This window comes from Neisseria sp. P0019.S002 (genome assembly GCF_051957155.1).
GTDB classification, from domain to species: Bacteria; Pseudomonadota; Gammaproteobacteria; order Burkholderiales; family Neisseriaceae; genus Neisseria; species Neisseria perflava.
Genome location: NZ_JBQCWS010000003.1, coordinates 200,601 through 224,589 on the forward strand (window position 1 = coordinate 200,601; position 23,989 = coordinate 224,589).

Sequence of the window (23,989 nt, forward strand, 5' to 3'; positions counted from 1 at the left end):
AAAAAAATGTTTTGGTATATCGTTGGTTTTTTCGCCTTCATCGTTTCCCTGCTTTCCCTTTGGGTCAATGCCAGCGCATTCGGCATGGAAGAGGATGGCACGCCGCAATCCGAATATGAAAAAATGTTGGGCTTGGGTGCGAAATTGAAAGATAAAGAGACAGCCGCAAAAGAGCGTGAAGCGGCGCGCTTTCATCCTGACGATTAAGCCTTACCGACTGGACAATCTTGCCAAACTGGGCTAATGTTCCAAACGCATAATGCACACCAACACAACTATACGAGAAGGTAAGAGAAATGACTGTACGAATCGAACACGATTTATTGGGCGACCGCGAGATCCCTGCTGAAGTATATTGGGGCATCCATACTTTGCGCGCCATTGAAAACTTTAAAATTTCCACACAAAAAATTTCCGACGTACCGCAATTTGTCCGCAGCATGGTCATGGTTAAAAAAGCCACTGCGCAAGCCAACGGCGCATTGGGTGCCATCAAGCCGGAAATCGCGGCTGCCATCGAAAAAGCCTGCGATGAAGTATTGGTCAAAGGCCGCTGCCTCGACCAATTCCCATCCGACGTTTATCAAGGCGGCGCAGGTACTTCGGTCAACATGAATACCAACGAAGTCATTGCCAACCTCGCATTGGAAGTCTTGGGCCACGAAAAAGGCCACTACGACATCGTCAATCCAATGGACCATGTCAACGCCAGCCAATCCACCAACGACGCCTACCCTACCGGCTTCCGCCTTGCCGTGTATTACAGCATCGGCGAATTGCTCGACAAACTGGCCGTCCTGAAAAACGCCTTTGTCGCCAAAGCCGAAGAATTTAAAGACGTTTTGAAAATGGGCCGCACCCAGCTTCAAGATGCCGTACCGATGACTGCCGGACAAGAGTTTCAATCTTTCCAAGTGTTGTTGGAAGAAGAAATCCTCAACCTCGACCGCACCCGCTCCCTGCTGCTTGAAGTCAACCTCGGCGCCACCGCCATCGGTACCGGCGTGAATACGCCTAAAGGCTATGCGGCTTTGGTTGTTGAGAAACTTTCCGAAGTCAGCGGCCTGCCTTGCAAACTGACTGAAAACCTGATCGAAGCGACCTCCGACTGCGGCGCATATGTGATGGTGCACGGCGCATTGAAACGCACAGCCGTCAAACTGTCTAAAATCTGTAACGACTTGCGCCTGCTCTCTTCCGGTCCGCGCGCTGGTTTGAAAGAAATCAACCTGCCTGAATTACAGGCCGGTTCTTCCATTATGCCTGCCAAAGTCAATCCCGTGATTCCCGAAGTCGTCAACCAAGTCTGCTTCAAAGTCATCGGCAACGACACCACCATCACTTTCGCAGCCGAAGCAGGTCAGTTGCAGCTGAACGTTATGGAGCCGGTCATCGCCCAATGTATGTTTGAAACCATTTCCCTCTTGGGCAATGCCGCGGTCAACCTGGCCGACAAATGCGTCAAAGGCATTACGGTCAACCGCGAAATCTGCGAACACTATGTCTTCAACTCCATCGGTTTGGTCACTTATCTGAACCCATACATCGGCCACCGCAACGGCGATTTGGTCGGCAAAATCTGCGCCCAAACCGGCAAAGGCGTACGCGAAGTCGTACTGGAGCGCGGCCTGTTGAGCGAAGAAGAACTCAACCGCATCCTCTCCCCAGAAAACCTGATGAATCCTCATCTGTAATGAGGATTTGAAATCAAAGGCCGTCTGAAACTTTAAACGTTTAAAGTTTCAGACGGCCTTTTCGTATTGATATTGATATTTATCGAATTTTTTTGCGAAATTCAGAATTAAAAGATAGCCTGACCGTCAGGTTTGATTTAACATGGTGTTGCCCCAGCCTGTTTCCTCCTTAAGGTTATGCCGGTAATGATGCCTCAAAAGAAACCGGATATTGAAATAACATCTTCATTTATTAGGAAAACCAGATGAATCAAATTACACGCGAACAAATGCTGCAAGTATTCGAAAATCGCTGCTCCACCCGTTATTACGATCCCAACAAAAAAATCAGCCAAGAAGATTTTGCAGCGATTTTAGAATTTGCCCGCCTCTCGCCCAGCTCTGTCGGCTCCGAGCCATGGAAATTCTTGGTGATTCAAAACAAAGCCCTGCGTGAGAAAATCAAGCCTTTCAGCTGGGGGATGCAATTCCAACTGGACGACTGCAGCCATCTGGTGATTATCCTTGCCAAGAAAAATGCCCGTTACGATACCCCGTTCTTCCTCAGTGTCGCCGAACGCAGGGGCTTGCAAGGAGAACAACTGGAAAAAGCATTGGCAAGATACAAAAGCTTCCAAGAAACCGACATTAAAATTGCTGACGACCAACGCGCACTCTTTGACTGGAGCGGCAAGCAGACCTATATTGCTTTGGCGAATATGCTCACAGGCGCAGCGGCCATCGGCATCGACTCCTGCCCAATCGAAGGCTTCAACTACGATAAAATGAACGAAGTATTGGCGGCAGAAGGCCTGTTTGATGCCAACGAATGGGGCGTATCCGTAGCAGCAACATTCGGCTATCGTGCCAAAGAAATCACCAAAAAATCACGCAAACCAATTGAAGAAATGGTGACTTGGGTCGAATAAGCAATTTGTATTCTCAGGGCGGCACATGCTGCCCTTTTACTTTCTTAAAAAGTGAAGCAAATTCCGTAACAACAAATACTTCTAAATTTAAAATCAAAAAGGCCGTCTGAAACCATGTGTCAGAAATCCTAGATTTCATTTCACACCGTTTCAGACGGCCTGATTTAATACGCTTCTACTTAAAACGATACTTTCAAACTGCCGTAGAAGGCACGGCCATGCTCGTTGTAAGTTTGTGCGCCGGCAGTTGTGCGGTACAGTTTTTTGTCAAACAGATTGCTGATACCGCCACGGACGGCCACGCGTTTGTTCCAGTTGTAGCCTGCATTGATGCCCCAAATGCCGTAAGAGCCGACTTGGGTTTGGTTATATTCGGAAGTTAAAGGAGTAATCCCTGCACCTGGATTACCGTTTTGCTCCAGTCTATTGATCGCTACGCCACGCGGTTTAGTGCGGCCGTAGTGAGTAAAGGTCAGGTTGGCATCGAAGCGTTCGTTCGGCGTCCAAGACAGTGTGCTGTTAAGGGTGTGTTTCGGCACCAAAGACAATGGATTGCCTTGATAATCTTCAGATTTGTGCATATAAGTGAAATTGTTGCTCCACTTGAGTGTGTCATGCAACGGAATCACCAAGTTGCCTTCGATACCCGAAATCGTCGCTTTCGGCGTATTTTCCCATTGCAGGAGCCAGTTGCGGATATTGCTGGTGGCAATAAGCTGGTCGCCGATCACAATTTTATTGCGGTACGCATTATGAAAATAAGTCGCGGAAGCCTGCCAGCCGTTTTTGTTGAACTCAAGGCCAATCTCTTTATTGATACTGGTTTCAGGTTTCAAATTGCTGTTGCCCATGTAGAAACAGCTGACATTACCCGGCGCATTGAGCGGACAGCCCTGACCGCGTGTGTACAGGATAAAGTCAGAACTAGCTTGATACAGATTTGGCGCTTTGTACGCACGGGCAACACCGCCTTTAACTAACCAGTTTTCACCGATTTGATGCGAGAAGTTCAAAGCCGGACTCCAGTTACTGCCGCTGGCACTGTTGTGGTCGAAACGGATGGCCGGAATCAGATGGGTTTTGTCGGTCAACGAAATATTGTCTTCAACGTAGGCCGCCCAGTTGCGTTGTGAAGTTTTACCGCTACGATGTTCCGACACGCCCGAGAAGATGTTCACAACCTTGCGTGATGGCCGTCCAGGGCCACCGGGAATAGTATCTGTCAGACTTTGCGAGTTAGATGTAGGATCATCCAATTTGCTGTCAGTAAATTCCGCACCGACCGTCAATACATTATCAACACCAAGTTTGAACGGAATATTCGCTTCGCTGCTGAAACGCAGGTTTTTCAGACGACTTTGAACAAAATCCAAGCCTGTATAGCTGCCTTCCGGACCGCCGGCCAAACCTTCAGGCAAGTGGCTGTTGACTGTGCGCTCATAACTGATCACGTTTTTGGTATCACCCCATTCCCATGCGCCATCATGAGTAAGCGAGAAAGCAGAACGATATAAGCGTGCGGTTTCGGCTTTGCTGTCGGCCAAAGAATTAACCAAAGCGGAACGCGGATTGCTGTTTTGCGTATCGCCGTTGTAGATATTGCCCTGACGGCTGTAGCTGCTGTCTAAAATCAATGTTTGCGCAGGGCTGATTTTCCATTGCAGACGGCCTGCGATGTCTTTATTGCGTACGCCTTCGACACCGGCCGCGCTGTCATTACCGTGTCCGGCATTAATATCAGCAGCATCTGCATCCGTTTTATTCAAATTGCCGTAAATGCGGAAGCCCAAAGTATCTTGGATAATCGGGCCGCTCAAATTGAAGCCGATACGGCGGGTTGCGCCCTCTTTGCTGTTTTGCGGCTGATTGGCGTAAAGATTGACTTGGCCTTTAAATTCTTTAGATACTTTTTTGGTGACGATATTGACCACGCCGCCCATCGCGCCGGAGCCGTAACGGGTCGCCGCCGGACCGCGCAAAACGGTAATGGATTCGATTTCTTCAACCGGTACCCAGTTGCTGTCGCCGCGCGTATTGCGTTCACCGCGCATACTGATACGCTCGGATTGGCGCGAGTTTACAGGCTTGCCGTCAATCAGAATCAATGTATTTTCAGGGCCCATACCGCGCAAGTCGATTTGACGTTTGTTGCCACGCTGACCCGTCGCCGTATTGCCGGTCAGGTTGACGCCCGGCATGGTGCGGACAAATTCGGAAATATCATTGGCTGCAGGGCGTTTGTCGATGTCGTCTTTAGAAATACGCGATACGCCGAGCGATTGCTGCAACTGTTTCTCGGCAGTAACGTAAACGGTATCGACTTCAGCCTGTTCAACTGCTTTCTCTTCAGCTGCGTGTGAGAATGCGCTGATTAACGCCAAAGGCAAAATGGCGAGTGTGAATGTTTTCATTGCATTGTTTCTCTTGGTTTTGTTTGTTTAAAATCAAAATAAAAATTATTCGAGATTTTAAATAAACTTAACAGAGTTTTCAATGCAATTAAGAGTGATTTACAATTAAAAGTTAAATTGTGCTAATAGAAATAACAAAATACCAAACAAGTAAAAAGGCCGTCTGAAACAGTATGAAACGAAATCCGAGATTCCTATCATACCGTTCAGACGGCCTTATTCAATTTTTAATTATTTGCCTGCTGCTTTTTGCAGAAGAGCATACAATTCGTCTTTGAGTTTGAGTTTGGCTTTTTTCAGCTCCTCGATTTCTTCGGCGCCGCTGGTTACCACGTTATTCACCAAACCGGTAATTTTATCGTCCAGCTCGTTGTGCTCCTCAAACAAACGGGCAAAGTGTGCATCCTCTTGTTTCAGTTTAGAAATCAGATCGCGATATTCTGGAAACATTTTGTTTTCCTCTCTTGTTAATTAAATAAAAAAGTACTGCTGCCAAAAACTAGGACGAATTAATCTTTAGCTTCATTATAACAAACACGGGCGTTTTATCCAGTCTTTTTTAAGCCGAAACTGTTTTATGTCAAAATTAATAATATCACCATTAGCCATCGTCCCAATGGAAAGAAACAGGTTTCTAGACGGTTTACCGACTTGGGCATACAATCGGGCTTATGCGTTTACACAATGGCCGAACCACCCTATTCCGCCATATCAACGGCATGGACGGACAATTTATCCTGCTTGAAAACCATCCTTCATGGATGCCGGTCAATGATGCCGATTTCAACCATGTTGCCCCCTTGCCCGACGGTTTGGCCGTGCACGAAGAATCATTTTATCCATTTGAAAAAATAGATACCGCCGAATCGGCAGACAATATCAAAATCTTCAGCGAAGAAGCTCTACGGCTGGAGAAAGAACGATTAAATGCGGTAGCCTTAGTAGAACTGGCAAAAAATCTTAAAGCCGCCCAAGCCGAAGCCGATTTGGTCGCGCTTCTGGAAAAAATGGATTTTCATTTAAAACAAGATGATATTTTCAAATAAACCCTTCAATCTCAGGCCATCTGAAACCAAACGCCCGACACAATTGTTGACAATGCAAGAAAAATAGTTCATCTTGAACCAATTCGCAGCACTCCATCCCATATTTTCTTTTCAGCCCATCACAAAGGAATCGAGAACATGTTTTCAAAAAGCGTTACCCTCGCACAATATGACCCCGATTTGGCAGCAGCCATCGCCCAAGAAGACAAGCGCCAGCAAGACCACGTCGAGCTGATCGCCTCTGAAAACTACGTCAGCTGTGCCGTTATGGAAGCCCAAGGTTCGCAATTGACCAACAAATATGCTGAAGGCTATCCTGGCAAACGCTACTATGGTGGCTGCGAATACGTTGATATTGTCGAACAATTGGCGATTGACCGCGCTAAAGAGTTGTTTGGCGCAGAATATGTCAATGTCCAACCGCACTCCGGCTCCCAAGCCAACCAAGCTGTGTACGCTTCTGTTTTGAAACCGGGCGACACCATTTTGGGCATGTCTCTGGCACACGGCGGCCACTTGACCCACGGCGCAAGCGTTAACATCTCCGGCAAACTCTACAACGCCATTACTTATGGTTTGGATGAAAACGAAGTTCTCGATTATGCCGAAGTGGAACGCTTGGCTCTCGAACACAAACCTAAAATGATTGTGGCCGGTGCATCTGCCTACGCGTTGCAAATCGACTGGGCAAAATTCCGTGAAATCGCCGATAAAGTCGGTGCATACCTCTTTGTCGATATGGCGCACTATGCCGGTCTGATTGCCGGCGGCGAATATCCTAACCCCGTGCCATTCTGCGACTTCGTAACCACCACCACCCACAAAACCCTGCGCGGCCCTCGCGGCGGTGTGATTTTGTGCCGTGACAATACCCACGAAAAAGCGCTGAACTCTTCCATCTTCCCAAGCCTGCAAGGCGGTCCGTTGATGCACGTTATCGCGGCCAAAGCCGTAGCGTTTAAAGAAGCGTTGCAACCTGAGTTCAAACAATACGCAAAACAAGTAAAATTCAATGCTGCCGCTATGGCGGAAGAGTTGGTTAAACGCGGTTTGCGCATCGTTTCCGGCCGTACTGAAAGCCACGTTTTCCTCGTTGACCTGCAACCGATGAAAATCACCGGCAAAGCCGCCGAAGCCGCTTTGGGCAAAGCTCACATTACCGTCAACAAAAATGCCATCCCGAATGATCCGGAAAAACCATTCGTTACTTCCGGCATCCGCATCGGCTCCGCCGCCATGACTACACGCGGCTTTAACGAAGCCGACGCGCGCGTATTGGCGAATTTGGTTGCCGACGTATTGGCCAATCCTGAAGACGAAGCCAACCTCGCCAAAGTCCGCGAACAAGTGACTGCTTTGTGCAATAAATATCCGGTTTACGGCGCATAAGTATTTCCGACTTGGATAAAATAACAGGCCGTCTGAAACTTCAGACGGCCTTTTTTTATTTCAACTTTTCTTTTAAATTTCAAAACTGTTTGCTTTGCTGACTTTGCGTATCATGCCTGCCGCGACAGTATGGTTGGTGGCTTCGTCAATCAAAATAAACGCGCCTTGTGCATGGTTGTCTTCGTATGCGGCAGCAGCAAGCAGCTGCTGGGTTTTGAAGCTGACGCTGCCGATGTCGTTGAGCTTGAGCGTTTCGGCGGATTCGACGCGGCTGAGGGTGTTCACGTCCCAAACATAGGCAATTTCGCTGATTTTTACCGGCGTGGTTTGGGTAGTGTGCTTCAGCAAATATTTGCGGCGCAGATTGAGCGGAATATCGTCAAACCAGCAAAGCGCGGCTTGAAATTGTTGTTCGGGAACAATGGCGCTGTCGGCTGAAACAATGCTGTTGCCGCGTGAAATATCGATGTCCGTATTCAAAACAACAGTCAACACTTCCCCTGCTTCGGCAGATTCGGTTTTACCGTTGGCATTATAGATTTCGGCAACTTTGGCAACATGGCCGCTGGGTAAAACTTTGACTTCATCGCCCACTTTCAGACGGCCCGCTTCCAATCTGCCTTGATAGCCGCGGAAGTCGTCACTGCTGCTGCCGTCTTGGCGCGCCACGCGTTGTACGGGAAAGTGCGCGGCTTGGTCGGCGGCATTTTGACGGTTGACGGGCAGGCTTTCAAGCAAAGGCAAAAGCGGCAACCCTTGATACCATGGGGTTTGGCTGCTGGCATTGACGATATTGTCGCCTTTCAAGGCGCTGATGGGCAGGAAGTGGATTTGTGCTTGGAGGCCGATTTGTTCCGCCAGTTTGCGATAGGCTTCGGTAATGGCTTGATATTTGGCTTCATCAAAGTCGAGCAGGTCGAGTTTGTTGACGGCAACGATGATGTTGGGGCAGCCCAAGAGTTTCAGAATCGCACTGTGGCGTTTGGTTTGGGGCAGGAGGACAGGTTCGCTGCCTGAAAAATCGACGCGTGTGGCATCGACCAAAATAATAGCGGCATCGGCAGTCGATGCGCCGGTAACCATATTACGCGTGTATTGTTCATGTCCCGGCGTATCGGCAATGATGAATTTGCGTTTGGGCGTGGCGAAATAACGGTAGGCCACGTCAATGGTAATGCCTTGTTCACGCTCGGCGGCAAGGCCGTCTGTCAGGCTGGCGAAGTCGGGCGTTTCGCCGTTTTCAGCAGCGCGGTTGAGCTTGTCAATCTGGTCGGTCAGCAAGGTTTTGCTGTCGTAGAGCAGACGGCCGATGAGGGTGGATTTGCCGTCATCGACACTGCCGGCGGTAATGAAGCGTAAAAGCGGAGCGGAAGCTGCTGTCATGATTCTTTCCCTTTTCTCGTGATTTCTCAAACTGACTGCTACTTTAAACAGGCCGTCTGAAAATGGGAAAGAATGTTTGGTTGTTAAAAAAGCTGTTTTCGTTATATCGCGAAGCTATGGGATATTGCCTCACGCCATCTGTTTTCTCCGGGTCGCCAACCAACACACAATCGACCCTAAGCACACCATTCCCGTACCCTGCCAAAACGTCATGGACAACGGCGCGCTAATCAAAAACGAGGACACTACCGCAGACAACACCGGAATGAAATAAGATGCGCCCGCCAATACGGTCAGGTTGCCACGCGAAATACCGATATTCCACACTGCATAGCCCAAGCCCATACAAGACGCGGCGGCAACGGCATAGCCGAGCGATACGGAATCAAAATTCAACGTATTCGCGCCGCTGAGAAAGTATTCGATCCACAGCAATATCGACACCAGCGCAAAGAAGAAACCGACACTGCTGCCTTCCGCTTTCACACGCGCCGTCAGCGTACAATATGCCGCCCAAAACACTGCGTCCGCAAATGCCATGATGTAGCCGCCGGGATTGGTGCGGACATTGTGGTAAATACCGGAAACCGACAAGCCGACATCGCCGCCCAATACAGTGGCAATCCCTAAAAACGACAGCACAAAGCCGATGACTATCCACCATTTTGACGGCTGTTTGTTGAAATATACCGCTCCGACAATGGTAAACGTCGGCCATAAATAATTGACCATGCCGATTTCCACCGCTTGTCTCGCGTTTTGCGCAAAACCGACCGAGAGCGACAAACACAGTTCGCAGCCGACAAAAAACACGCTCGCCCAAAACAAATAGCTGCGGTTGTAATTACGCAAATGCGGCCGGCCGAAAATCAGCCAAATCAATACGGTGGACAAGGTGTACATCATTGCCGCGCCACCCACTGCCCCCATATGCAGGCTCAAAGAGCGTATCAGAGAAATGACAAAGCTCCACAAGGCAACGGCAAGCAGCCCGATGGCAGTGGCTTGTTTAGATGAAATATTTTGAGATAAGAAATGAATCATGGCGTATGTGCTGAAGATGGTTTTATTAGGTTTATCGTAGTTTGAATATATCGTTTCTACATTAATTATTTTAACGGTTTCAAGGCCGTCTGAAAATGATTGTTTCAGACGGCCTTCTATTTGCAATTAGTCCTAAATATGACTATAATCCACATTCAATTAGTCAATATCAGGACCAATTTATAAATCAGCTCGATCAACTCGGTATGCGCATCAGCCATATAGACAGCGCATTTGACCAATGGATTAAACAGCAAAACACCAACTACAATACCTTCGCCGTTCTCTACACCTTGGCCACCGAAGGCAGCCGCACTCAAAAATACATAGGCGAAGAATGGAGCCTACCCAAGCAAACCGTTTCCGGCACATGCAAAACGCTGGCGGAACAAGGCTTGCTGACATTTCACGAAAGCGAACAAGACAAACGCGAACGTTTATTGTCGCTGACCGAGCAAGGCAAGGAATACGCCGCACCACTGGTGCAAAACATGCAGGAATTCAGCAAACGAATTTTTACCGCCTTCGGTGAAAAACGTGCAGTCCGACTGTTTGCCGATTTGGACGCATTGGCCGAATTAATGGCGCAAACCCTCAATACTAAATAAGGAGGGCAACCATGTGGAAAATGTTGAAACACATCGGTCAAACACACCGCCGCAAACTCATCACAACCTTCTCTCTCGTCGGCTTGGATAATCTACTCTTGCTGGTATATCCCGTGTTTGGCGGCTGGGCGATTAATGCCGTTATGGAAGGCAACGTCTGGCAGGCAATGTTGTATGGTGTGGTGGTTTTATTAATGTGGATAATCGGAGCCGCCCGCCGAGCAGCCGATACGCGCACATTTACCCAAATCTATACCGAAATCGCCGTCCCGGTCGTTTTGGAACAGCGCAAGCGAGAAGTACCGCATTCCGCCATTACCGCACGCGTTGCCCTATCGCGTGAGTTTGTCAGTTTTTTTGAAGAACACCTGCCCATCGCTGCTACTTCGCTGGTCTCCATCTTCGGTGCATGTATGATGTTGCTGATATTGGAATTTTGGGTGGGCGTATTGGCTGTCGCGATACTTGCCCTGTTTTTATGGTTGCTGCCGCGTTTTGCTGCCATCAGCGAAAACCTATATTTCCGTTTAAACAACCGGCTTGAACGCGACAACCACCTTATCCGCGACGGCAACGAGCATCAGCTCTACCGCCACTATGGCTGGGTTGCCAAACTACGCGTGCTGATTTCCAACCGCGAAGCCTTAGGCTATCTCAGTATCGGCATAGCGATGAGCGTATTGTTCGGCTTCGCCTTTATACACATGACGTTTAAAGGCTACGGAAGCGCCGGCCATATCTATTCCGTCAGCACTTATTTATGGATGTTTGCAATGAGCTTGGACGATGTACCGCGCTTGGTCGAACAATACTCCAATCTAAAAGATATTGGACAACGCGTTGAACTCTCGGAAGAAAACAATCTTTCCAAAGCCGTCTGAAACCTTAACACACTATCAGGACATATTATGAGTTGGTTTTATTTAATCTTAGCCGGTATGCTGGAAATCGGCTGGCCATTGGGCTTGAAGCTGGCACAACAGGAAGGCTACCGCTGGCATGGCTTTGCCGCCGCGCTTGCCTGCATCATCGGCAGCGGATACTTTCTTTACCTTGCCCAAAAAAGTATTCCGATGGGTACAGCCTACGCCGTCTGGACAGGCATAGGCGCGGCAGGGGCGTTTTTAGTGGGCGTTGTATTTTTTAACGATGCCGCCAACTTCGGCCGCTGGCTCGGCGCATTCCTCATCATCTCCGGCGTCGTAGTGATGAAACTCTCCAGCGGCAACTGAAAATCTCGTTTCTATCCAATCCAAGGCCGTCTGAATATGCCTGTTCAGACGGCCCAATACCTTCCCGAATATAACGAAATCATCTTAAATTAAAACCAAGCATTCTTTCCTTTTTTCAGACGGCCTGTTTAAAGTGGCGACTGTCCATTATTCAAACAATCGGTTATAGCCGTCCAACAAAGGAATCCAAATGAGCCAAGCCAATCCGCTTCCACCCGAACTCTCCGTCCAACTCTCTGCCCTATCCCCCACCCAACTTGCCTGGCTCTCCGGCTATTGCTGGGCGCAAAGCCAAAGCATATCCGGAGCAGCAGCCGAACCATCTGCCCTGCAAACAGCTGCCCCGACAGTCAGCCGCCGCGTATTAGTCCTCTCCGCCTCCCAAACCGGCAATGCACGCAGCGTTGCCGAATCCTTACACGCCAAACTTCAAGCCGCAGGCGTAGAAGCCCGCCTCAGCAGCGCAGGCGATTTCAAAAGCAAAACCCTGCCCGACGAAGACATCGTCCTTTTGGTTACCTCCACCCAAGGCGAAGGCGAACCGCCCGAAGAAGCTCTGCCTCTGTACAAATTCATCTACGGCAAAAAGAAACCTGATCTCAACAAACTCACCTTTGCCGTCTTAGGCCTTGGCGATTCCTCCTATCCCAACTTCTGCCAAGCAGGCAAAGACTTTGATGCCAAATTTGCCGAACTGGGCGCAGGCCGTCTGAACGACTTGGGCATTTGCGACTTAGAATTCCAAGCCGATGCCGACGCATGGATTGCCGCCGTCGTACCCAAAGTGGCCGCATTAGCCGCCCAAGCAGCAAGCCCAAGTACAACCGCCGCACCAAACAGCTCAGCCACACCAAGCAGCGGCACCGTATACACCAAAGAAAACCCCTACACAGCCACCCTATCCGTGCGCCAAAAAATTACCTCGCGCGATGCGGAAAAAGATGTCGAACACATCGAAATCGACCTCAGCGGCTCAGGTTTGCATTATCAGGCAGGCGACGCGCTCGGCGTATGGCCGCTAAATGCCGCCAACCTCGTTCAAGAAATCCTCGACCTCAACCAACTGAACGGCAACGAAACCGTCCAACTTTCAGACGGCCGCGAAACCGACATCCGCACAGCCCTGACTGAATCCGCAGACATTACCCAAAATACACCCGCCTTCGTCCAACAATACGCCGAATTAACAAACAATGAAGAACTCAAAACCATAGCCGCAGATAAAGCCCAACTGGATGCCTACCTCGCCGCCACACCGCCCGTCGGCGTATTTGCCGCCTATCCGCACCCACTGGACGCACAAACCCTATACAGCCTCTTCCGCCCACAAACCCCGCGCCTTTACTCCATCGCCTCCGCACAAGACGAAGTCGGCGAAGAAGTCCACCTTACCGTAGGCGTCGTCCGTTTCAACCACCACGACCACACCTACACCGGCGCAGCATCCGGCTACTTGGGCGAACGCCTCGAAGAAGGCAGCGAAGTCCGCGTCTTTGTCGAACCCAACCCCAACTTCCGCCTGCCGCAAAACGGCGATACACCCATCATCATGATTGGAGCAGGCACAGGCGTCGCCCCTTTCCGCTCCTTTATGCAACAACGCGCAGCCAATGGCGACAGTGGCAAAAATTGGCTCTTCTTCGGCAACCAACGCCTGGCCGACGACTTCCTCTACCAACTCGAATGGAACGAATGGCGCAAAGACGGCCTCCTCACCCGCGCCGACCTCGCATGGAGCCGCCAAGGCGAACACAAAGTCTATGTCCAACACAAAATCACCGAACGCGCCGCCGAAGTTTGGAACTGGCTGCAACAAGGCGCACACATCTACGTCTGCGGCGACGCCGCACGCATGGCACGCGATGTCGAAAACGCCCTGATCGAAGTCATCGAAACCCAAGGCAAACTCAGCCGTGACGAAGCCGAAGACTACCTCAACGACCTGCGCGAAGACAAACGCTACCAACGCGACGTTTATTGATTGGATAAGCCAAAATAAAGGCCGTCTGAAAGCTGAATTTCAGACGGCCTTTTGATCTTTATCGTTTTCCCGAAAACATCTTCAACAAACCTGACAACATATTACCTTGTTTTAGTTCCAAATTTTGACTTCCGCATTTGCCACATTGTCTAGGCTTGGGCAACAACATATCCGATCCCTTAGATGCCTCACGCTGCCAACCGCAAGATACACAAGTCCAATAAACATCTTGACGGGGTTTAACTGCCATATCAATCCTCCTTCACAAACGGATAAAACGGCTTGCCCCAATCCTTATCGGCATTTTTCTGAATAATCGACAGCATTACCGGCAGGACACTGCCCAAAATCTTACAAGCGTCCTTTAATTGTTCGCGATTGGCGCTACTATTATAAGTCGCACCGCCATGCACCATCTGATTACGCAAAGTGTAAAGCCTGTCAAACAACACAAACAAGACCGTTGACGTATCCTGCGCGGCCAAAGCCGCATTTACTTTACGCCGCTCTTTTTCAAAGCATTCCAAATAAGCGGCTTCAGAAATATAGCCGTTATGGAAATCCCAAAATTCCTGAAACACATAGCGATTGCCCAATAAAGATCGAATCGCACCCGAAAATTCCTTCCACACCAAAGCATAAATCTGCTTATCCGTATCCAGCGCACAAACCTTATTTAAAAAAGTCTGAAATTTGTTTCTATCCGCAGGCATGGTTCGTCCGTCCAGCTCATAAGCATAAGCCGCATTAAACGCAATCCACATAGACTGGAAGGCAAAATCCCAATCCTGTACCGACCATCTTTCTTCCGCCTTTTCCAGCCAGCTCAAAGAGCGGTGGATACGCAAGCGGAAGTGTTCCGAGTAAGTATTTTTATGGTCTTGATAATATGTCTTGATTCCAGATAAATTCATTGCCATTCCCTTTTAGCGTACCGATAAATTCACTTCATATGCACGGAATATCCTACATGGAATGAAGTAAATCATAATACACCCTTCATAATATTTTCTTAAAAATGATATATTGCACTTACTGAGGCCGTCTGAATGTTCAGACGGCCACAATATTATCTTAATTACATAAAGACTTTTTTACCTATACGAAGAACTCCATTATCTTGAGTATCTGCCTGCCGTTTTAATTGTTCAATCACAGTATCAGAAAGCTGGTAATTAGGGCAACATTCTAAAAGCTCATCAACACTAAAAAATATATACTGCTCAGGTTTTTTACCCTTCTTAGATACTACAAATTGAAAGACCTTCGGGCAATTACTCTCCTTAGAGCCATGAAAGAGAACAGACATTAAACCGAAACCTGTTTTATTTTGGCTACTTCCCTCATCCACACAACAAATCAGTCCAGACTTCATTAAGCGTTGCAGAGCCCTATCACAACTATCATCGTCATAAACTCCTTTCCACTCCTCGGATGTAAATGTTTCTTTATTTTGTGACAACAAAGCATCTACTGCACTCTTCAGGTTACTATTACAGATCGTCGTTTTCGACCAATGATTCCAAAACTTAGTTTTTAAATCCATTTTTTTTTTGCTTGAAGGCTGCTTATCCATCAATTCATCGGGCATTTGCTCTTCTTGGGTTAACCGAACGAATTTTTCATCCAGCTCGATTTCATCCTGCGTCCAATTTTTACGTTTAACCTTGCTTGGCTGACCAAACACCTGCTCAATTGCCGCCACAATTTTCATTGTGACTGTTTCCAATTGTTTCAGATGTTCTTCTTTTTGCTTGATGGTAAAGATAGAATTCATTTTGCTGAGTTTTTCATACAAATCCGAACTCAGGTCATCAAAGCCGTTTTCTAACAAATCCAATTTGAAGCCGCTTAAAGTCTCATTGATTTGCTTGTTTTCTTTGATAGTACGCAAAATAGCACGTTGATATTTTTCATCTACGGCAAACAATCTTTGCATAAGCAAGGTTTGCTTTTCAGACGGCTGATCCAGGCTGGCAAGGAAAGCATGCAGCGACTGTTTGTGATACGAATACTCTTCTTTCGTAATAGAACTGTATGCAGAAATACCGGCAATTTCGATATCGTAATCGTCCAAAGTATCAGTAATTTCTGCCATAATTTCTTCAAGCTGGTCATATGGGCGCAAATCTGCTTTATTTAGAACGATATAGAGCGGTTTTTGGCTGTATTGTCCTGCATGATCTAAAAAGTCCAAATCGCTTTTTGAAATCGTACCGTTGGAATCCAAACCAATCAGCCACAACAAAGCCTCGGAATTTTGGACAAACTCTTGCGCCGTTTTTACATCTTCCGCCGTATGTCCGTCTGCCACATCAGACGGGTTGTATCCCGGCGTATCGATAAAGCACAAATGCTCAAACTTCATCGGCGTAGTCATAAACACAAAAGGCATGATGGTTTTAAGGTTGAAACCAAATGACCGGATAAAATTATGAGACAATTTTTGTTGAAAATCAGGATCAATCTTCAGCAAATCAATCACACCACCGTTCTGACTGCAACCGATCACGCCGTTTTCCTGACCGTTTAAGGCATAAGTCGGAATGGCAGTAGTCGGTTCGATGCCGATAGGCAGTCGGATATTGGGATCCTCAAACAAACTGCTGATAAATTCGGATTTACCGGCGCTAAAACCTCCGGCAATGGCAATCGAGCGTTTTTTGTAAAATTCCGGGTAAGCGCCAATGACTTTTAATTCATCACCAATTGCCTGCAATTCTAAAAATGCCGCCGCTTCATCTTTCAAGGAGTCTTCCTGATTGGCAAACTCTAAAAAATCTCCTCCCAAAAGCTGAAAATACTGTCGTACACCGGGATTCAGATTATTGGCCGATAAAAGGTCTGCAATCAAAGTCTGACGCAATTCGCTTTCCGACAAGTTTCTTTGTAATTGCTCTAATTTTTGTTGTGCTTGCTCAAGCTGTTTTTTCAATTCAGGCAGCTCTTGCTCTGCCTGATTCAATTGTTCTTGCATGATGTCTATGCTCTTAAGTTGCTGTTTGATTTGTTCAAGAATTTCCAAGGCTTGTTGTTTCTTACCAAACATCAAGCCCAAAGGAATGCTCGGACTGATCCATTTTTTCAATTGATCTACTGAATGATGAGGCATATTTATTCCTTGCAGGCCGTCTGAAATTTTCAGACGGCCTGATTGATTTTGATTAAGCGGCAGACTGCATCAAGTCTGCCAATTCTTTCTGAATACCTTGATAATGAAATAAGCTTGCTTCTTTATTTTCAATTTCACTCAGTAGTTGTTTCAGGTTATTTTCCAGATCTGCGGTCAACTCTTTCGCCAAGTCAATTTTTTTAAGGTTGCTTACCAAAGTTGTCATATAGGCAGAAATATCTTTATTAACCACGTCTTTAAGATTGGAAATATAATCTTCTGCATCATCAATAAATGATTCTGCCTCATAACCTGTTAACTTACCTGTCTTTTTCAGGCTTTTAGGTATATCGTCTTCTAATTTAAATGAAGCCTCAGGAATACGCGCCAAAACATTTTTGACCGCACGGGCAATAATATTGACATCCAACTCTCCGTCACCCATTGCCTCCCTCAACGCGCTGACGACTTGGCTGTAGATTTTCTTTTTCCAAGCCTGTGAATAGCTTTCGGACAAATGGCTCAATTCGTCTTCCAAATTAGAACGGATTTCTTCAATCGCGCGACGAATCGGTTTGGCTTTTACTGTGGTGTAGGAATATGATTCTGTTCTAGTCCTGGTTTCACGCTTTGGCCCACCACGTATCTTGTCTCTCAGGCGTCCTATAAAAGTCGTTCCACGTATTTCAACCTCATACTCTTCTTCATAGTATTCGGTTTCCGAACCCTGAGCATTATCGGAAACACTGTCAAAACGGCGCATTTCACTTTTCAACTTGTCTTTTAGCTGTTTGCTCAAATTCAGTTTGATATCCGAAATCAAATCATCATATACGCCGCCCACATTTGCATCGATTGTGGCTTGCTGCTTTTTGAGTTCGGCTTCTTGCTTGCGCAATTCGCCCACATCGGCATGCTGAATCTGATAAATCTGATCATTGATGCGGTCGGCCCACGCTTTTAAATAGCCTTGTAATGCGGTACGTTTGCCATTCTCAAAATCAATGCGCCGTTGCGCCAAAATTTGTTCTTTATTGGCGGTTACTTCACTCACTATTTGATGTATCTGATGAATATTGGCCAATTGGTTTAATGCATTTTTAGCCAATTCTTCATGACTGAAAACATCAGGGAATTTTTGATTCAAATTGCGCCATACATGTTGCAAATTGGCATCCCAAGTATGTTGTTCATCAAAACGTTGCTGCATTGAAAACGCCACGCTTGAAGAGCAAATTACGTTGTTTTTGCTCAACTTGTCCGCAGCCACTTTCATAGACGGATATTCTTGGACTTGTTTGGCCAAAACATTACGCGCATGCTTGGTCAAATTGTCAGAAATACGTTCCAAAACATGAATAGGATCGCTCAAGCCTTGACTTTCACTGCCAAACAATTGGTTATCCACCTGGCTGGCGATAAGATAAGCTTGCTGCGTCCCCTCTTTGGTCGTTACCCGATGCATCAAATCGGTATCCTCGCTGCTGAGGAATTGTCCCGAAGGAGACACAATCAATACGACGTCGCAGTCTTGCAGTAATTGCTCGGTGCGTTCGCCACGAGATGTCACAGGGTCATTAATTCCCGGGGTATCAATGATTTGCAGGCCCTGCAAACCTTTTTCCGGAATATGCAATGTAACGGACTTGGTAAACGGCATGAACGCTCCGCTTGACCCAACAAATTGGTTCAATTCGCCATTCATCAGCTCTTCCACACTACCCGCTGAAATCGTACGGTATTGCTCCAAATCACTTAATGATTTGCCTGATTCTTTAATACGGCAATATTGATCATATGAAGCAAAAGACGGATCATCCTTCATCTCCCGTTCGGCTTGAGATTTGGCTTTATTGCGGCATTCTTGCTGCTCTTCCGCCGATAAAGAATTAACACCCTTTTTTTTTCTTAATTCTCTCAGCATTTTCCAGCTCTTTTTCTTTAACTTTGCTATCTAACGCTTTTTGGAATAAATCATATTTGACTTTAATTTCATCAATGTCTTGTTGGGTAAAAAAGTCCACTTCTGCGCTGACATTTTCACTGTATTCCATAATGGTCAGCGCAGCTGTCATTGGTGTGGCTGCTTTGGGCAAAATGTCGTTACCATTGAAAAGCAAGGCATTGAGCATGGAGCTTTTCCCTGCCTTCACACGTCCGATAATGCCGATACGCAACACACGGCCTTGTTCTGCAAAGCTATCTAAAACCCTCTGCCACTCTTCGCTTTTCTGAATTGCATGCTCCTGCTTCAATGCCAAGGCATCATGACTTAAATCATATTTATTTACGAATTCTTCAATTTGGTTGTTTAACTGGATGATATCCATGAATAGATCCTTAATATTTTTGGGAATATCTATTTTTTCAGACGGCCTTCGATATAATTGAGGCCGTCTGAAAATGATTAGGCAAACAAATAACGGTTTGCCGCTGTAGTCAGCTGTTGCTTGCCGCTTTCCAACTCACTAATTGTGCTTTCCAACTCGGCGGCTTTTGCTGCTTTTTCTGCCTCTGCAGCTTCAATCTCATTGCGTTTTTGTTGCAGCTGCTCCTCAAACTGTTCACTGACTTGATTAATCAGGGCTGTAATATTCTGATTCATTAAGTCAGGCAATACGGTATTAAGCTGCTGTTGAATTTGTGGAATGACATTATTGATAATTGCCTGCTCTACTTGTTCACGCTGTCTGCGCTCCTTCTCTCCTTTTGTAAATAAAGAAATAATTTCAGGCAGGAAGAGCAACACGGCACCTACAATACCAAATACACCACCAAGCAATGCTTTCAATGTTGTCGAAGTCACATTAACCATAATTGCTTTAGATATTGATTTTAATGCTGTATTAGCTACTTTTCCGAAAGCGTCTGCCCCGCTATTGGCCAATACATCCATTGCAATGCCACCCAAACCGCCATCCGGCAAAGTAGCTAATTGTGCATTGATGCCATTGCCCATTTCTTCTATCAAATCTTGGCTAATGGCTCGGAAGCGGGTCTGAACGGCGGAAAGCAGTGCATTTTTTGTAATGTCATTCAGCTCGCGCTCAAATGCACCTTGGTTATTGATTGCCAAATCAACTAGTCGCATTTTTTGCTGCAAAATTGCAGATGTGACAGCCTGATTGATGACAGATACGCTATCTCGTGAATAACGCTGCTCGACATCATTGATTGCAGATTGTTTTTTGGCCTCAATACCTTGCAGGCTGTTTTGCAGGGCAGATAAAGTTTCTTCGATTTCTTTTCTATTTGATTTAAATGTAGAAATTTTGACGTTGATGCTTTGTATTAATCCTGTATAGTTTTCACGCAATTCATCAATAAACAAAAGTTTAAACAATTCATCAGGATTGACTGCAGTCAAAATATTTTTAAGGTTGTTGCCACCATCCATATCTAAAAGGGCAATTTGTCCCGTATAGTCAAAATCGTCTTCCAGTTGCTCGGCAATTTTTTGTTGTACTGCTTTAACATCATCAGGCGCGCGCAAATTGGTTTTGCTGATACAGAATGCAAAGCCTTTTCCAATTTGTTGGAGATTGTCAATTTCACGCTTCATGCTCAATGTAATGTTTCCGTCTTCGATGCTGGTTAGGAATACAAAGAAAACGCCACGCTCCAGGTAATTCAAAATAGCTTGGTTATGGTTTTCAATCGGCGCATCAAATCCTGGCATATCAACCAATACCAAAGGTTGAATGGCTTTTAAATTTTCATTATCTAAATAAACACGCAGATTTTTGAAGTTTTGTGCATTGTCTTTTAAACGTGCAAAATCAGCCAATTGATGACGTTCAACCGCACCCGAAGCCGTTACTGCTTCAATATAGTTGCTATCGCTATAACGCAATTCTGTTGCTAATGCAGTTTCCGGAGTTACAGCTGTCGGCAAAATCTCATTGCCTAAAAAAGAATTGAGCAATGTACTTTTTCCTGCACTAAATCCGCCAACCACCGGCACAATCAGCTCTGCACCCGTAATATTTCCTTGAATTTCCGATAATTTGTTATCTGAAATTTCCAAAGGGGAAATGATGTTCTTAACTTCGCCGATATAATCCAAAAATTGCTTTTTGCTGTTCATAAAATAAATTTCTCCTGAATAAAAATTAAATGGAAATGACTATTTTCTGCTATTTGTGCCGATTAGGCCTTACTGAACGAACTCATTAGCAGACAAAAACCCATTAGACTAAAAATAAAACAAGAAATAAGTTCCAAGTTCCCCCTGTACGTTACGTTCCAATCAAGCCAAGATGTACTATACATATAGATTAGCCCTATAATTGCCCTAATTCCGCCTCTTTGCATAAACGCAGCAGGCAACATGATGAATCCAAGTATGATTTGCCACATGCTATTAACCCTCTGCATGGTTATTGATATAGTTTTTTAATTTGCCGATTATCTTTTCCTGCAACTCTTGCGGACTGACAATTCTTGAATGCGGTATCCAATATTGGACGATGGGGATAACTTCAATTTCGTTAACATTTTTGCAGGCAATCAACAAGCCACCGTTATCGAGGCGGCGAATAACCTCCTGATTGGGTAACAGCTTGCGCCGCAAAAAGTAATGCGTAGCCTGTGGGCTGATTTGAATAATGATTTCACTGACTTGATTACCGTATGAGATGCTGTCGGTATTTTGAATTTTCTCTACAAATCCTACATCTGGAACATATGTCTTTGATGTCGTTTGCAGCTGGGATGTTTGAGTAAAGCAATAGGTCTTTTCTCGACCATTTTCGAGTCCGATAAGATACCAAATACCGCTTTTATTAATGAGCCGGTAAGGATCTAAAGTACGATGGCTTTTACTGCCATCGGCTTTGGTGTAATTAAAGCTAATGGTTTGCTTTGCTTCTATAGAATGTGTTACCAAATCAAAATCTGATTGGCGATGACGAATATTTTCGTATTGATGGTTTTTGATGATAATGCTTTGACGCAGGCTTTCTTGAAAAAAGCGGCGGTCCGCTTCAGGAAAAAGGTCTTGTAAGCCTGCAATATGACAAATACGGCGGATTTCGTCTTTATTCAGACGGCCATACTGGTTTTGATCCAGACGGTAATAACGTGTGCCTGTAGTTTGCAATAAAGGGGCAAGACGATTGAGATCACGTTGGGCTGTACGCAATGAAATGCCATAGCGTTCTGGCAAACTTTGAATATCAATCGTTTCCCCTTGATTTAGACGTGTCAGAATATCTGCTAAACGGATGCCTAGTGCTTCCTGTGCTTTAGTACGCTGGCTCATAGTAGATAAATTTTCGTTTTCGTATGTAATGGCGGAATTTTATGTTGCAGTAACGACAGGTACTGTCGCTCTTTTTTACTTTGCGTATTTTTATAATTCATTAATAAACTTTGGCAATTCTACCTTATTATTTGACATAGCAATTGTTTAATTTACATTATATTTACACTTTCTGTTTTAATGATGTATTTATATCCTTTTTTTAATTTGCTGTTTCACTGACCGAATGCGATAACCCAAGGCCGTCTGAAATTCAGTTTTCAGACGGCCTTTTTAAAAGATCCTGCTCGGATTGTTATCAATTTACCCGGTTTTGCATTATAATTGTGCAAATTTGACTCACTCGAAAGAAAATAAATTGGAAGGATTACAACAACTTGTAGATTTATTGGTGGGTTTCGTCGATTGGATATTGAAATTACTGGCATTCTTGTTTTAAACTACGTTTCATTCTTTCATACATTAAAGACGTATTTTCATCATGCAAACCGCGCAACGCTCTGCTACTTTCTTCTATTGGTACCACACAAACGTGCGGTACTTTTTTGCGCTTGTCTGAAACAGACCAAATTGAAAATACGCAAATTAGAGCCGCCTCATTTGAGCGGCTTTTTTTATACCCACCATGGCCGCTTAAATCCACCCATTTTTAAGAAATAAGGAATACAGCCATGACTGCCTCAACTAAAATCCACAGCCAAACACAAATGTTACACACCTGCCGCATGGTCGTTGACAGCAACAGCCACCACAGCATGCTCAACATGCACACTTTGCCTGATTCGCCTGACAGCCTCATCAGCGAAGCCCTGATTCCGCAAGTGCGCACCATCGCGACTTTGATTGCCGCAGAGCGCCACGACTTCAATCAAAGCAGCCCCAGCGTCTTTACTGATGAAGCGGATTTCTTCGCAGCGCGTATTTTGGTTTTGGGCGTACGCCGTTTCCATTTGGATATTACCCTGCTGCCCATGCTCAAAACCGCCAATAAACGCGCCGAAGCTTTCGCCAAACGCCATCACATGCCCTTCTCTCCCGCTGAAATGCAAATGTCCCTACACACCCGCCGCCCTGCCAACCTGCTGATTATCGAAACCGAACACGAAATGCCTGCACTGGGCAATCTAGCTGCCAACAGCCGTGCATTTGCAGCGCAACTTTCCAATATTATTTTGTAAAACCACTTGAAAAACAGGGAAATGGTTTAACATTAGGCAAACACACTCCGCCGAAATCTCGGCAAAAACAAACTTCTCTCAGGAAAAACAATGAAAAAACTGATTGCCTTAGCCGCCCTTTCCACTTTTGCCCTTGCTGCCTGCAAAGACAATACCCAAGCGCAGCTTGAGCAGCAACAAAAACAAATCGAAGCATTGCAACAACAGTTGGCACAACAAAACGGCCAACAAGAGGACAATACGGTTTACCAGCTCACGCCCGAAGCCGTGAACGACACCATTCCTGCCGAAGCACAAGCCAACGGCAACAACGGCCAACCGGTAACCGGTACAGACGGCCAACAATACATCTACGACCAATCCACCGGCAGCTGGCTGCTGCAAAGCTTGGTGGGTACAGCAGCCGGTGCATTTATCGGCAACGCATTGGCCAACAAATTCACACAGGCAAGCAATCAAAACAGCCCGATTGCCCGTCAAGCCCGTGCCAACTATTATCAAAGCGCACGTCCAAACGGACGCACCAGCCAACAGCTGAATACGCGCACCCTGCGTGCCCAGCAACAAAACTCCCAGCAGCAACAACGATACCGCGAAACTACGCGTCAGCCTTCCAACTACCGCCGCCCAAGCATGGGTCGGGGCTTTGGCCGCCGTCGCTGATTCGGTTTATATTCCATCTTTGATATAAATACGCACAATATAAAAGGCCGTCTGAAAATCAGATTTTCAGACGGCCT

Annotated in this window: 21 protein-coding genes; 11 read left to right on the forward strand and 10 right to left on the reverse strand. The window is 46.2% G+C overall.

The window, feature by feature from the left end:
• Window positions 1-6: 6 nt before the first annotated feature.
• The 3 genes from ACTHTY_RS06315 to ACTHTY_RS06325 all read left to right on the forward strand — a co-directional run bounded on the left by ACTHTY_RS06315 (window position 7) and on the right by ACTHTY_RS06325 (window position 2,602).
• Entirely contained in the window at window positions 7-207 is a 201-nt protein-coding gene (locus tag ACTHTY_RS06315; RefSeq protein WP_003746297.1) for a hypothetical protein, read from the forward strand.
• An 89-nt stretch (window positions 208-296) separates the two neighbouring features.
• The gene (gene aspA, locus ACTHTY_RS06320; protein WP_440366831.1) at window positions 297-1,694 is read left to right on the forward strand and encodes an aspartate ammonia-lyase; all 1,398 of its coding nucleotides are present in this window, start codon (window positions 297-299) and stop codon (window positions 1,692-1,694) included.
• A 245-nt stretch (window positions 1,695-1,939) separates the two neighbouring features.
• Complete coding sequence (locus tag ACTHTY_RS06325) at window positions 1,940-2,602, forward strand: NAD(P)H-dependent oxidoreductase (RefSeq protein ID WP_440366832.1); 663 nt, start codon at window positions 1,940-1,942, stop codon at window positions 2,600-2,602.
• A 179-nt stretch (window positions 2,603-2,781) separates the two neighbouring features.
• On the opposite strand, the gene ACTHTY_RS06330 is transcribed toward ACTHTY_RS06325, so the two are convergent.
• Together ACTHTY_RS06330 and ACTHTY_RS06335 are read right to left on the reverse strand one after the other, a co-directional pair.
• A complete protein-coding gene (locus tag ACTHTY_RS06330; protein WP_440366833.1) occupies window positions 2,782-5,013 on the reverse strand; it encodes a FepA family TonB-dependent siderophore receptor in 2,232 nt (743 codons plus the stop codon).
• Between the two features lie 231 nt (window positions 5,014-5,244).
• The gene (locus ACTHTY_RS06335; RefSeq protein WP_003746288.1) at window positions 5,245-5,463 is read right to left on the reverse strand and encodes a YdcH family protein; all 219 of its coding nucleotides are present in this window, start codon (window positions 5,461-5,463) and stop codon (window positions 5,245-5,247) included.
• A gap of 221 nt (window positions 5,464-5,684) precedes the next feature.
• On the opposite strand from ACTHTY_RS06335, the gene ACTHTY_RS06340 reads away from it, so the two are divergent.
• Together ACTHTY_RS06340 and glyA are read left to right on the forward strand one after the other, a co-directional pair.
• Complete coding sequence (locus tag ACTHTY_RS06340) at window positions 5,685-6,059, forward strand: hypothetical protein (protein WP_440366834.1); 375 nt, start codon at window positions 5,685-5,687, stop codon at window positions 6,057-6,059.
• A 138-nt stretch (window positions 6,060-6,197) separates the two neighbouring features.
• Window positions 6,198-7,448 (forward strand): serine hydroxymethyltransferase, encoded by a 1,251-nt coding sequence (gene glyA / locus ACTHTY_RS06345; RefSeq protein WP_440366835.1) that lies wholly within the window; start codon window positions 6,198-6,200, stop codon window positions 7,446-7,448.
• Between the two features lie 72 nt (window positions 7,449-7,520).
• Here glyA and ACTHTY_RS06350 read toward each other — a convergent pair whose 3' ends face one another.
• Window positions 7,521-8,831, reverse strand: a complete 1,311-nt coding sequence (locus tag ACTHTY_RS06350; RefSeq protein WP_440366837.1) for a sulfate adenylyltransferase subunit 1 — start codon at window positions 8,829-8,831, stop codon at window positions 7,521-7,523.
• A gap of 129 nt (window positions 8,832-8,960) precedes the next feature.
• Window positions 8,961-9,875 carry an aromatic amino acid DMT transporter YddG gene (gene yddG, locus ACTHTY_RS06355; RefSeq protein WP_440366838.1) on the reverse strand — a complete coding sequence of 305 codons (915 nt, stop codon included), beginning with the start codon at window positions 9,873-9,875 and terminating at the stop codon, window positions 8,961-8,963.
• A gap of 182 nt (window positions 9,876-10,057) precedes the next feature.
• Between yddG and ACTHTY_RS06360 the strand changes: the two genes are divergently transcribed.
• The 4 genes from ACTHTY_RS06360 to ACTHTY_RS06375 all read left to right on the forward strand — a co-directional run bounded on the left by ACTHTY_RS06360 (window position 10,058) and on the right by ACTHTY_RS06375 (window position 13,696).
• Window positions 10,058-10,483 carry a MarR family winged helix-turn-helix transcriptional regulator gene (locus tag ACTHTY_RS06360; RefSeq protein WP_107810328.1) on the forward strand — a complete coding sequence of 142 codons (426 nt, stop codon included), beginning with the start codon at window positions 10,058-10,060 and terminating at the stop codon, window positions 10,481-10,483.
• Between the two features lie 11 nt (window positions 10,484-10,494).
• Entirely contained in the window at window positions 10,495-11,364 is an 870-nt protein-coding gene (locus ACTHTY_RS06365) for an ABC transporter six-transmembrane domain-containing protein (RefSeq protein ID WP_440366840.1), read from the forward strand.
• 27 nt (window positions 11,365-11,391) lie between these two features.
• Entirely contained in the window at window positions 11,392-11,715 is a 324-nt protein-coding gene (locus ACTHTY_RS06370; RefSeq protein ID WP_107723417.1) for a DMT family transporter, read from the forward strand.
• A gap of 190 nt (window positions 11,716-11,905) precedes the next feature.
• On the forward strand, window positions 11,906-13,696 hold the full coding sequence (locus tag ACTHTY_RS06375) for an assimilatory sulfite reductase (NADPH) flavoprotein subunit (RefSeq protein ID WP_440366842.1): 1,791 nt from the start codon (window positions 11,906-11,908) through the stop codon (window positions 13,694-13,696).
• A 251-nt stretch (window positions 13,697-13,947) separates the two neighbouring features.
• Here the strand turns inward: ACTHTY_RS06375 and ACTHTY_RS06380 are convergent, their stop codons facing one another.
• From ACTHTY_RS06380 to ACTHTY_RS06405, 6 genes are all read right to left on the reverse strand, one after another.
• The gene (locus ACTHTY_RS06380) at window positions 13,948-14,610 is read right to left on the reverse strand and encodes a HEPN domain-containing protein (protein WP_314459956.1); all 663 of its coding nucleotides are present in this window, start codon (window positions 14,608-14,610) and stop codon (window positions 13,948-13,950) included.
• A gap of 164 nt (window positions 14,611-14,774) precedes the next feature.
• Window positions 14,775-16,808, reverse strand: coding sequence for a dynamin family protein (locus ACTHTY_RS06385; RefSeq protein WP_440366844.1), 2,034 nt, complete (start codon window positions 16,806-16,808; stop codon window positions 14,775-14,777).
• 52 nt (window positions 16,809-16,860) lie between these two features.
• Window positions 16,861-18,732, reverse strand: a complete 1,872-nt coding sequence (locus tag ACTHTY_RS06390) for a dynamin family protein (RefSeq protein WP_440366846.1) — start codon at window positions 18,730-18,732, stop codon at window positions 16,861-16,863.
• Window positions 18,698-19,138, reverse strand: coding sequence for a dynamin family protein (locus ACTHTY_RS06395; protein ID WP_440366848.1), 441 nt, complete (start codon window positions 19,136-19,138; stop codon window positions 18,698-18,700). Before ACTHTY_RS06395 ends, ACTHTY_RS06390 begins: the two co-directional genes overlap by 35 nt.
• A gap of 77 nt (window positions 19,139-19,215) precedes the next feature.
• Window positions 19,216-20,895: a dynamin family protein gene (locus tag ACTHTY_RS06400; RefSeq protein ID WP_440366849.1), complete on the reverse strand. Its 1,680-nt coding sequence runs from the start codon at window positions 20,893-20,895 to the stop codon at window positions 19,216-19,218.
• Between the two features lie 276 nt (window positions 20,896-21,171).
• Window positions 21,172-22,071, reverse strand: coding sequence for a helix-turn-helix transcriptional regulator (locus tag ACTHTY_RS06405; RefSeq protein WP_440366850.1), 900 nt, complete (start codon window positions 22,069-22,071; stop codon window positions 21,172-21,174).
• Between the two features lie 671 nt (window positions 22,072-22,742).
• Here ACTHTY_RS06405 and ACTHTY_RS06410 point away from each other — a divergent pair.
• Window positions 22,743-23,249, forward strand: coding sequence for a hypothetical protein (locus ACTHTY_RS06410; RefSeq protein WP_063068708.1), 507 nt, complete (start codon window positions 22,743-22,745; stop codon window positions 23,247-23,249).
• A gap of 90 nt (window positions 23,250-23,339) precedes the next feature.
• Entirely contained in the window at window positions 23,340-23,912 is a 573-nt protein-coding gene (locus tag ACTHTY_RS06415) for a hypothetical protein (RefSeq protein WP_440366851.1), read from the forward strand.
• Window positions 23,913-23,989: the final 77 nt, after the last annotated feature.

Bases quoted from the DNA above. Each gene is read 5' to 3' on its own strand.
- ACTHTY_RS06315 (WP_003746297.1), top strand. From the start codon at position 7: ATGTTTTGGTATATCGTTGGTTTTTTCGCCTTCATCGTTTCCCTGCTT.
- aspA (WP_440366831.1), top strand. From the start codon at position 297: ATGACTGTACGAATCGAACACGATTTATTGGGCGACCGCGAGATCCCT.
- ACTHTY_RS06325 (WP_440366832.1), top strand. From the start codon at position 1,940: ATGAATCAAATTACACGCGAACAAATGCTGCAAGTATTCGAAAATCGC.
- ACTHTY_RS06330 (WP_440366833.1), bottom strand. From the start codon at position 5,013: ATGAAAACATTCACACTCGCCATTTTGCCTTTGGCGTTAATCAGCGCA.
- ACTHTY_RS06335 (WP_003746288.1), bottom strand. From the start codon at position 5,463: ATGTTTCCAGAATATCGCGATCTGATTTCTAAACTGAAACAAGAGGAT.
- ACTHTY_RS06340 (WP_440366834.1), top strand. From the start codon at position 5,685: ATGCGTTTACACAATGGCCGAACCACCCTATTCCGCCATATCAACGGC.
- glyA (WP_440366835.1), top strand. From the start codon at position 6,198: ATGTTTTCAAAAAGCGTTACCCTCGCACAATATGACCCCGATTTGGCA.
- ACTHTY_RS06350 (WP_440366837.1), bottom strand. From the start codon at position 8,831: ATGACAGCAGCTTCCGCTCCGCTTTTACGCTTCATTACCGCCGGCAGT.
- yddG (WP_440366838.1), bottom strand. From the start codon at position 9,875: ATGATTCATTTCTTATCTCAAAATATTTCATCTAAACAAGCCACTGCC.
- ACTHTY_RS06365 (WP_440366840.1), top strand. From the start codon at position 10,495: ATGTGGAAAATGTTGAAACACATCGGTCAAACACACCGCCGCAAACTC.
- ACTHTY_RS06370 (WP_107723417.1), top strand. From the start codon at position 11,392: ATGAGTTGGTTTTATTTAATCTTAGCCGGTATGCTGGAAATCGGCTGG.
- ACTHTY_RS06375 (WP_440366842.1), top strand. From the start codon at position 11,906: ATGAGCCAAGCCAATCCGCTTCCACCCGAACTCTCCGTCCAACTCTCT.
- ACTHTY_RS06380 (WP_314459956.1), bottom strand. From the start codon at position 14,610: ATGAATTTATCTGGAATCAAGACATATTATCAAGACCATAAAAATACT.
- ACTHTY_RS06385 (WP_440366844.1), bottom strand. From the start codon at position 16,808: ATGCCTCATCATTCAGTAGATCAATTGAAAAAATGGATCAGTCCGAGC.
- ACTHTY_RS06390 (WP_440366846.1), bottom strand. From the start codon at position 18,732: ATGCTGAGAGAATTAAGAAAAAAAAAGGGTGTTAATTCTTTATCGGCG.
- ACTHTY_RS06395 (WP_440366848.1), bottom strand. From the start codon at position 19,138: ATGGATATCATCCAGTTAAACAACCAAATTGAAGAATTCGTAAATAAA.
- ACTHTY_RS06400 (WP_440366849.1), bottom strand. From the start codon at position 20,895: ATGAACAGCAAAAAGCAATTTTTGGATTATATCGGCGAAGTTAAGAAC.
- ACTHTY_RS06405 (WP_440366850.1), bottom strand. From the start codon at position 22,071: ATGAGCCAGCGTACTAAAGCACAGGAAGCACTAGGCATCCGTTTAGCA.
- ACTHTY_RS06410 (WP_063068708.1), top strand. From the start codon at position 22,743: ATGACTGCCTCAACTAAAATCCACAGCCAAACACAAATGTTACACACC.
- ACTHTY_RS06415 (WP_440366851.1), top strand. From the start codon at position 23,340: ATGAAAAAACTGATTGCCTTAGCCGCCCTTTCCACTTTTGCCCTTGCT.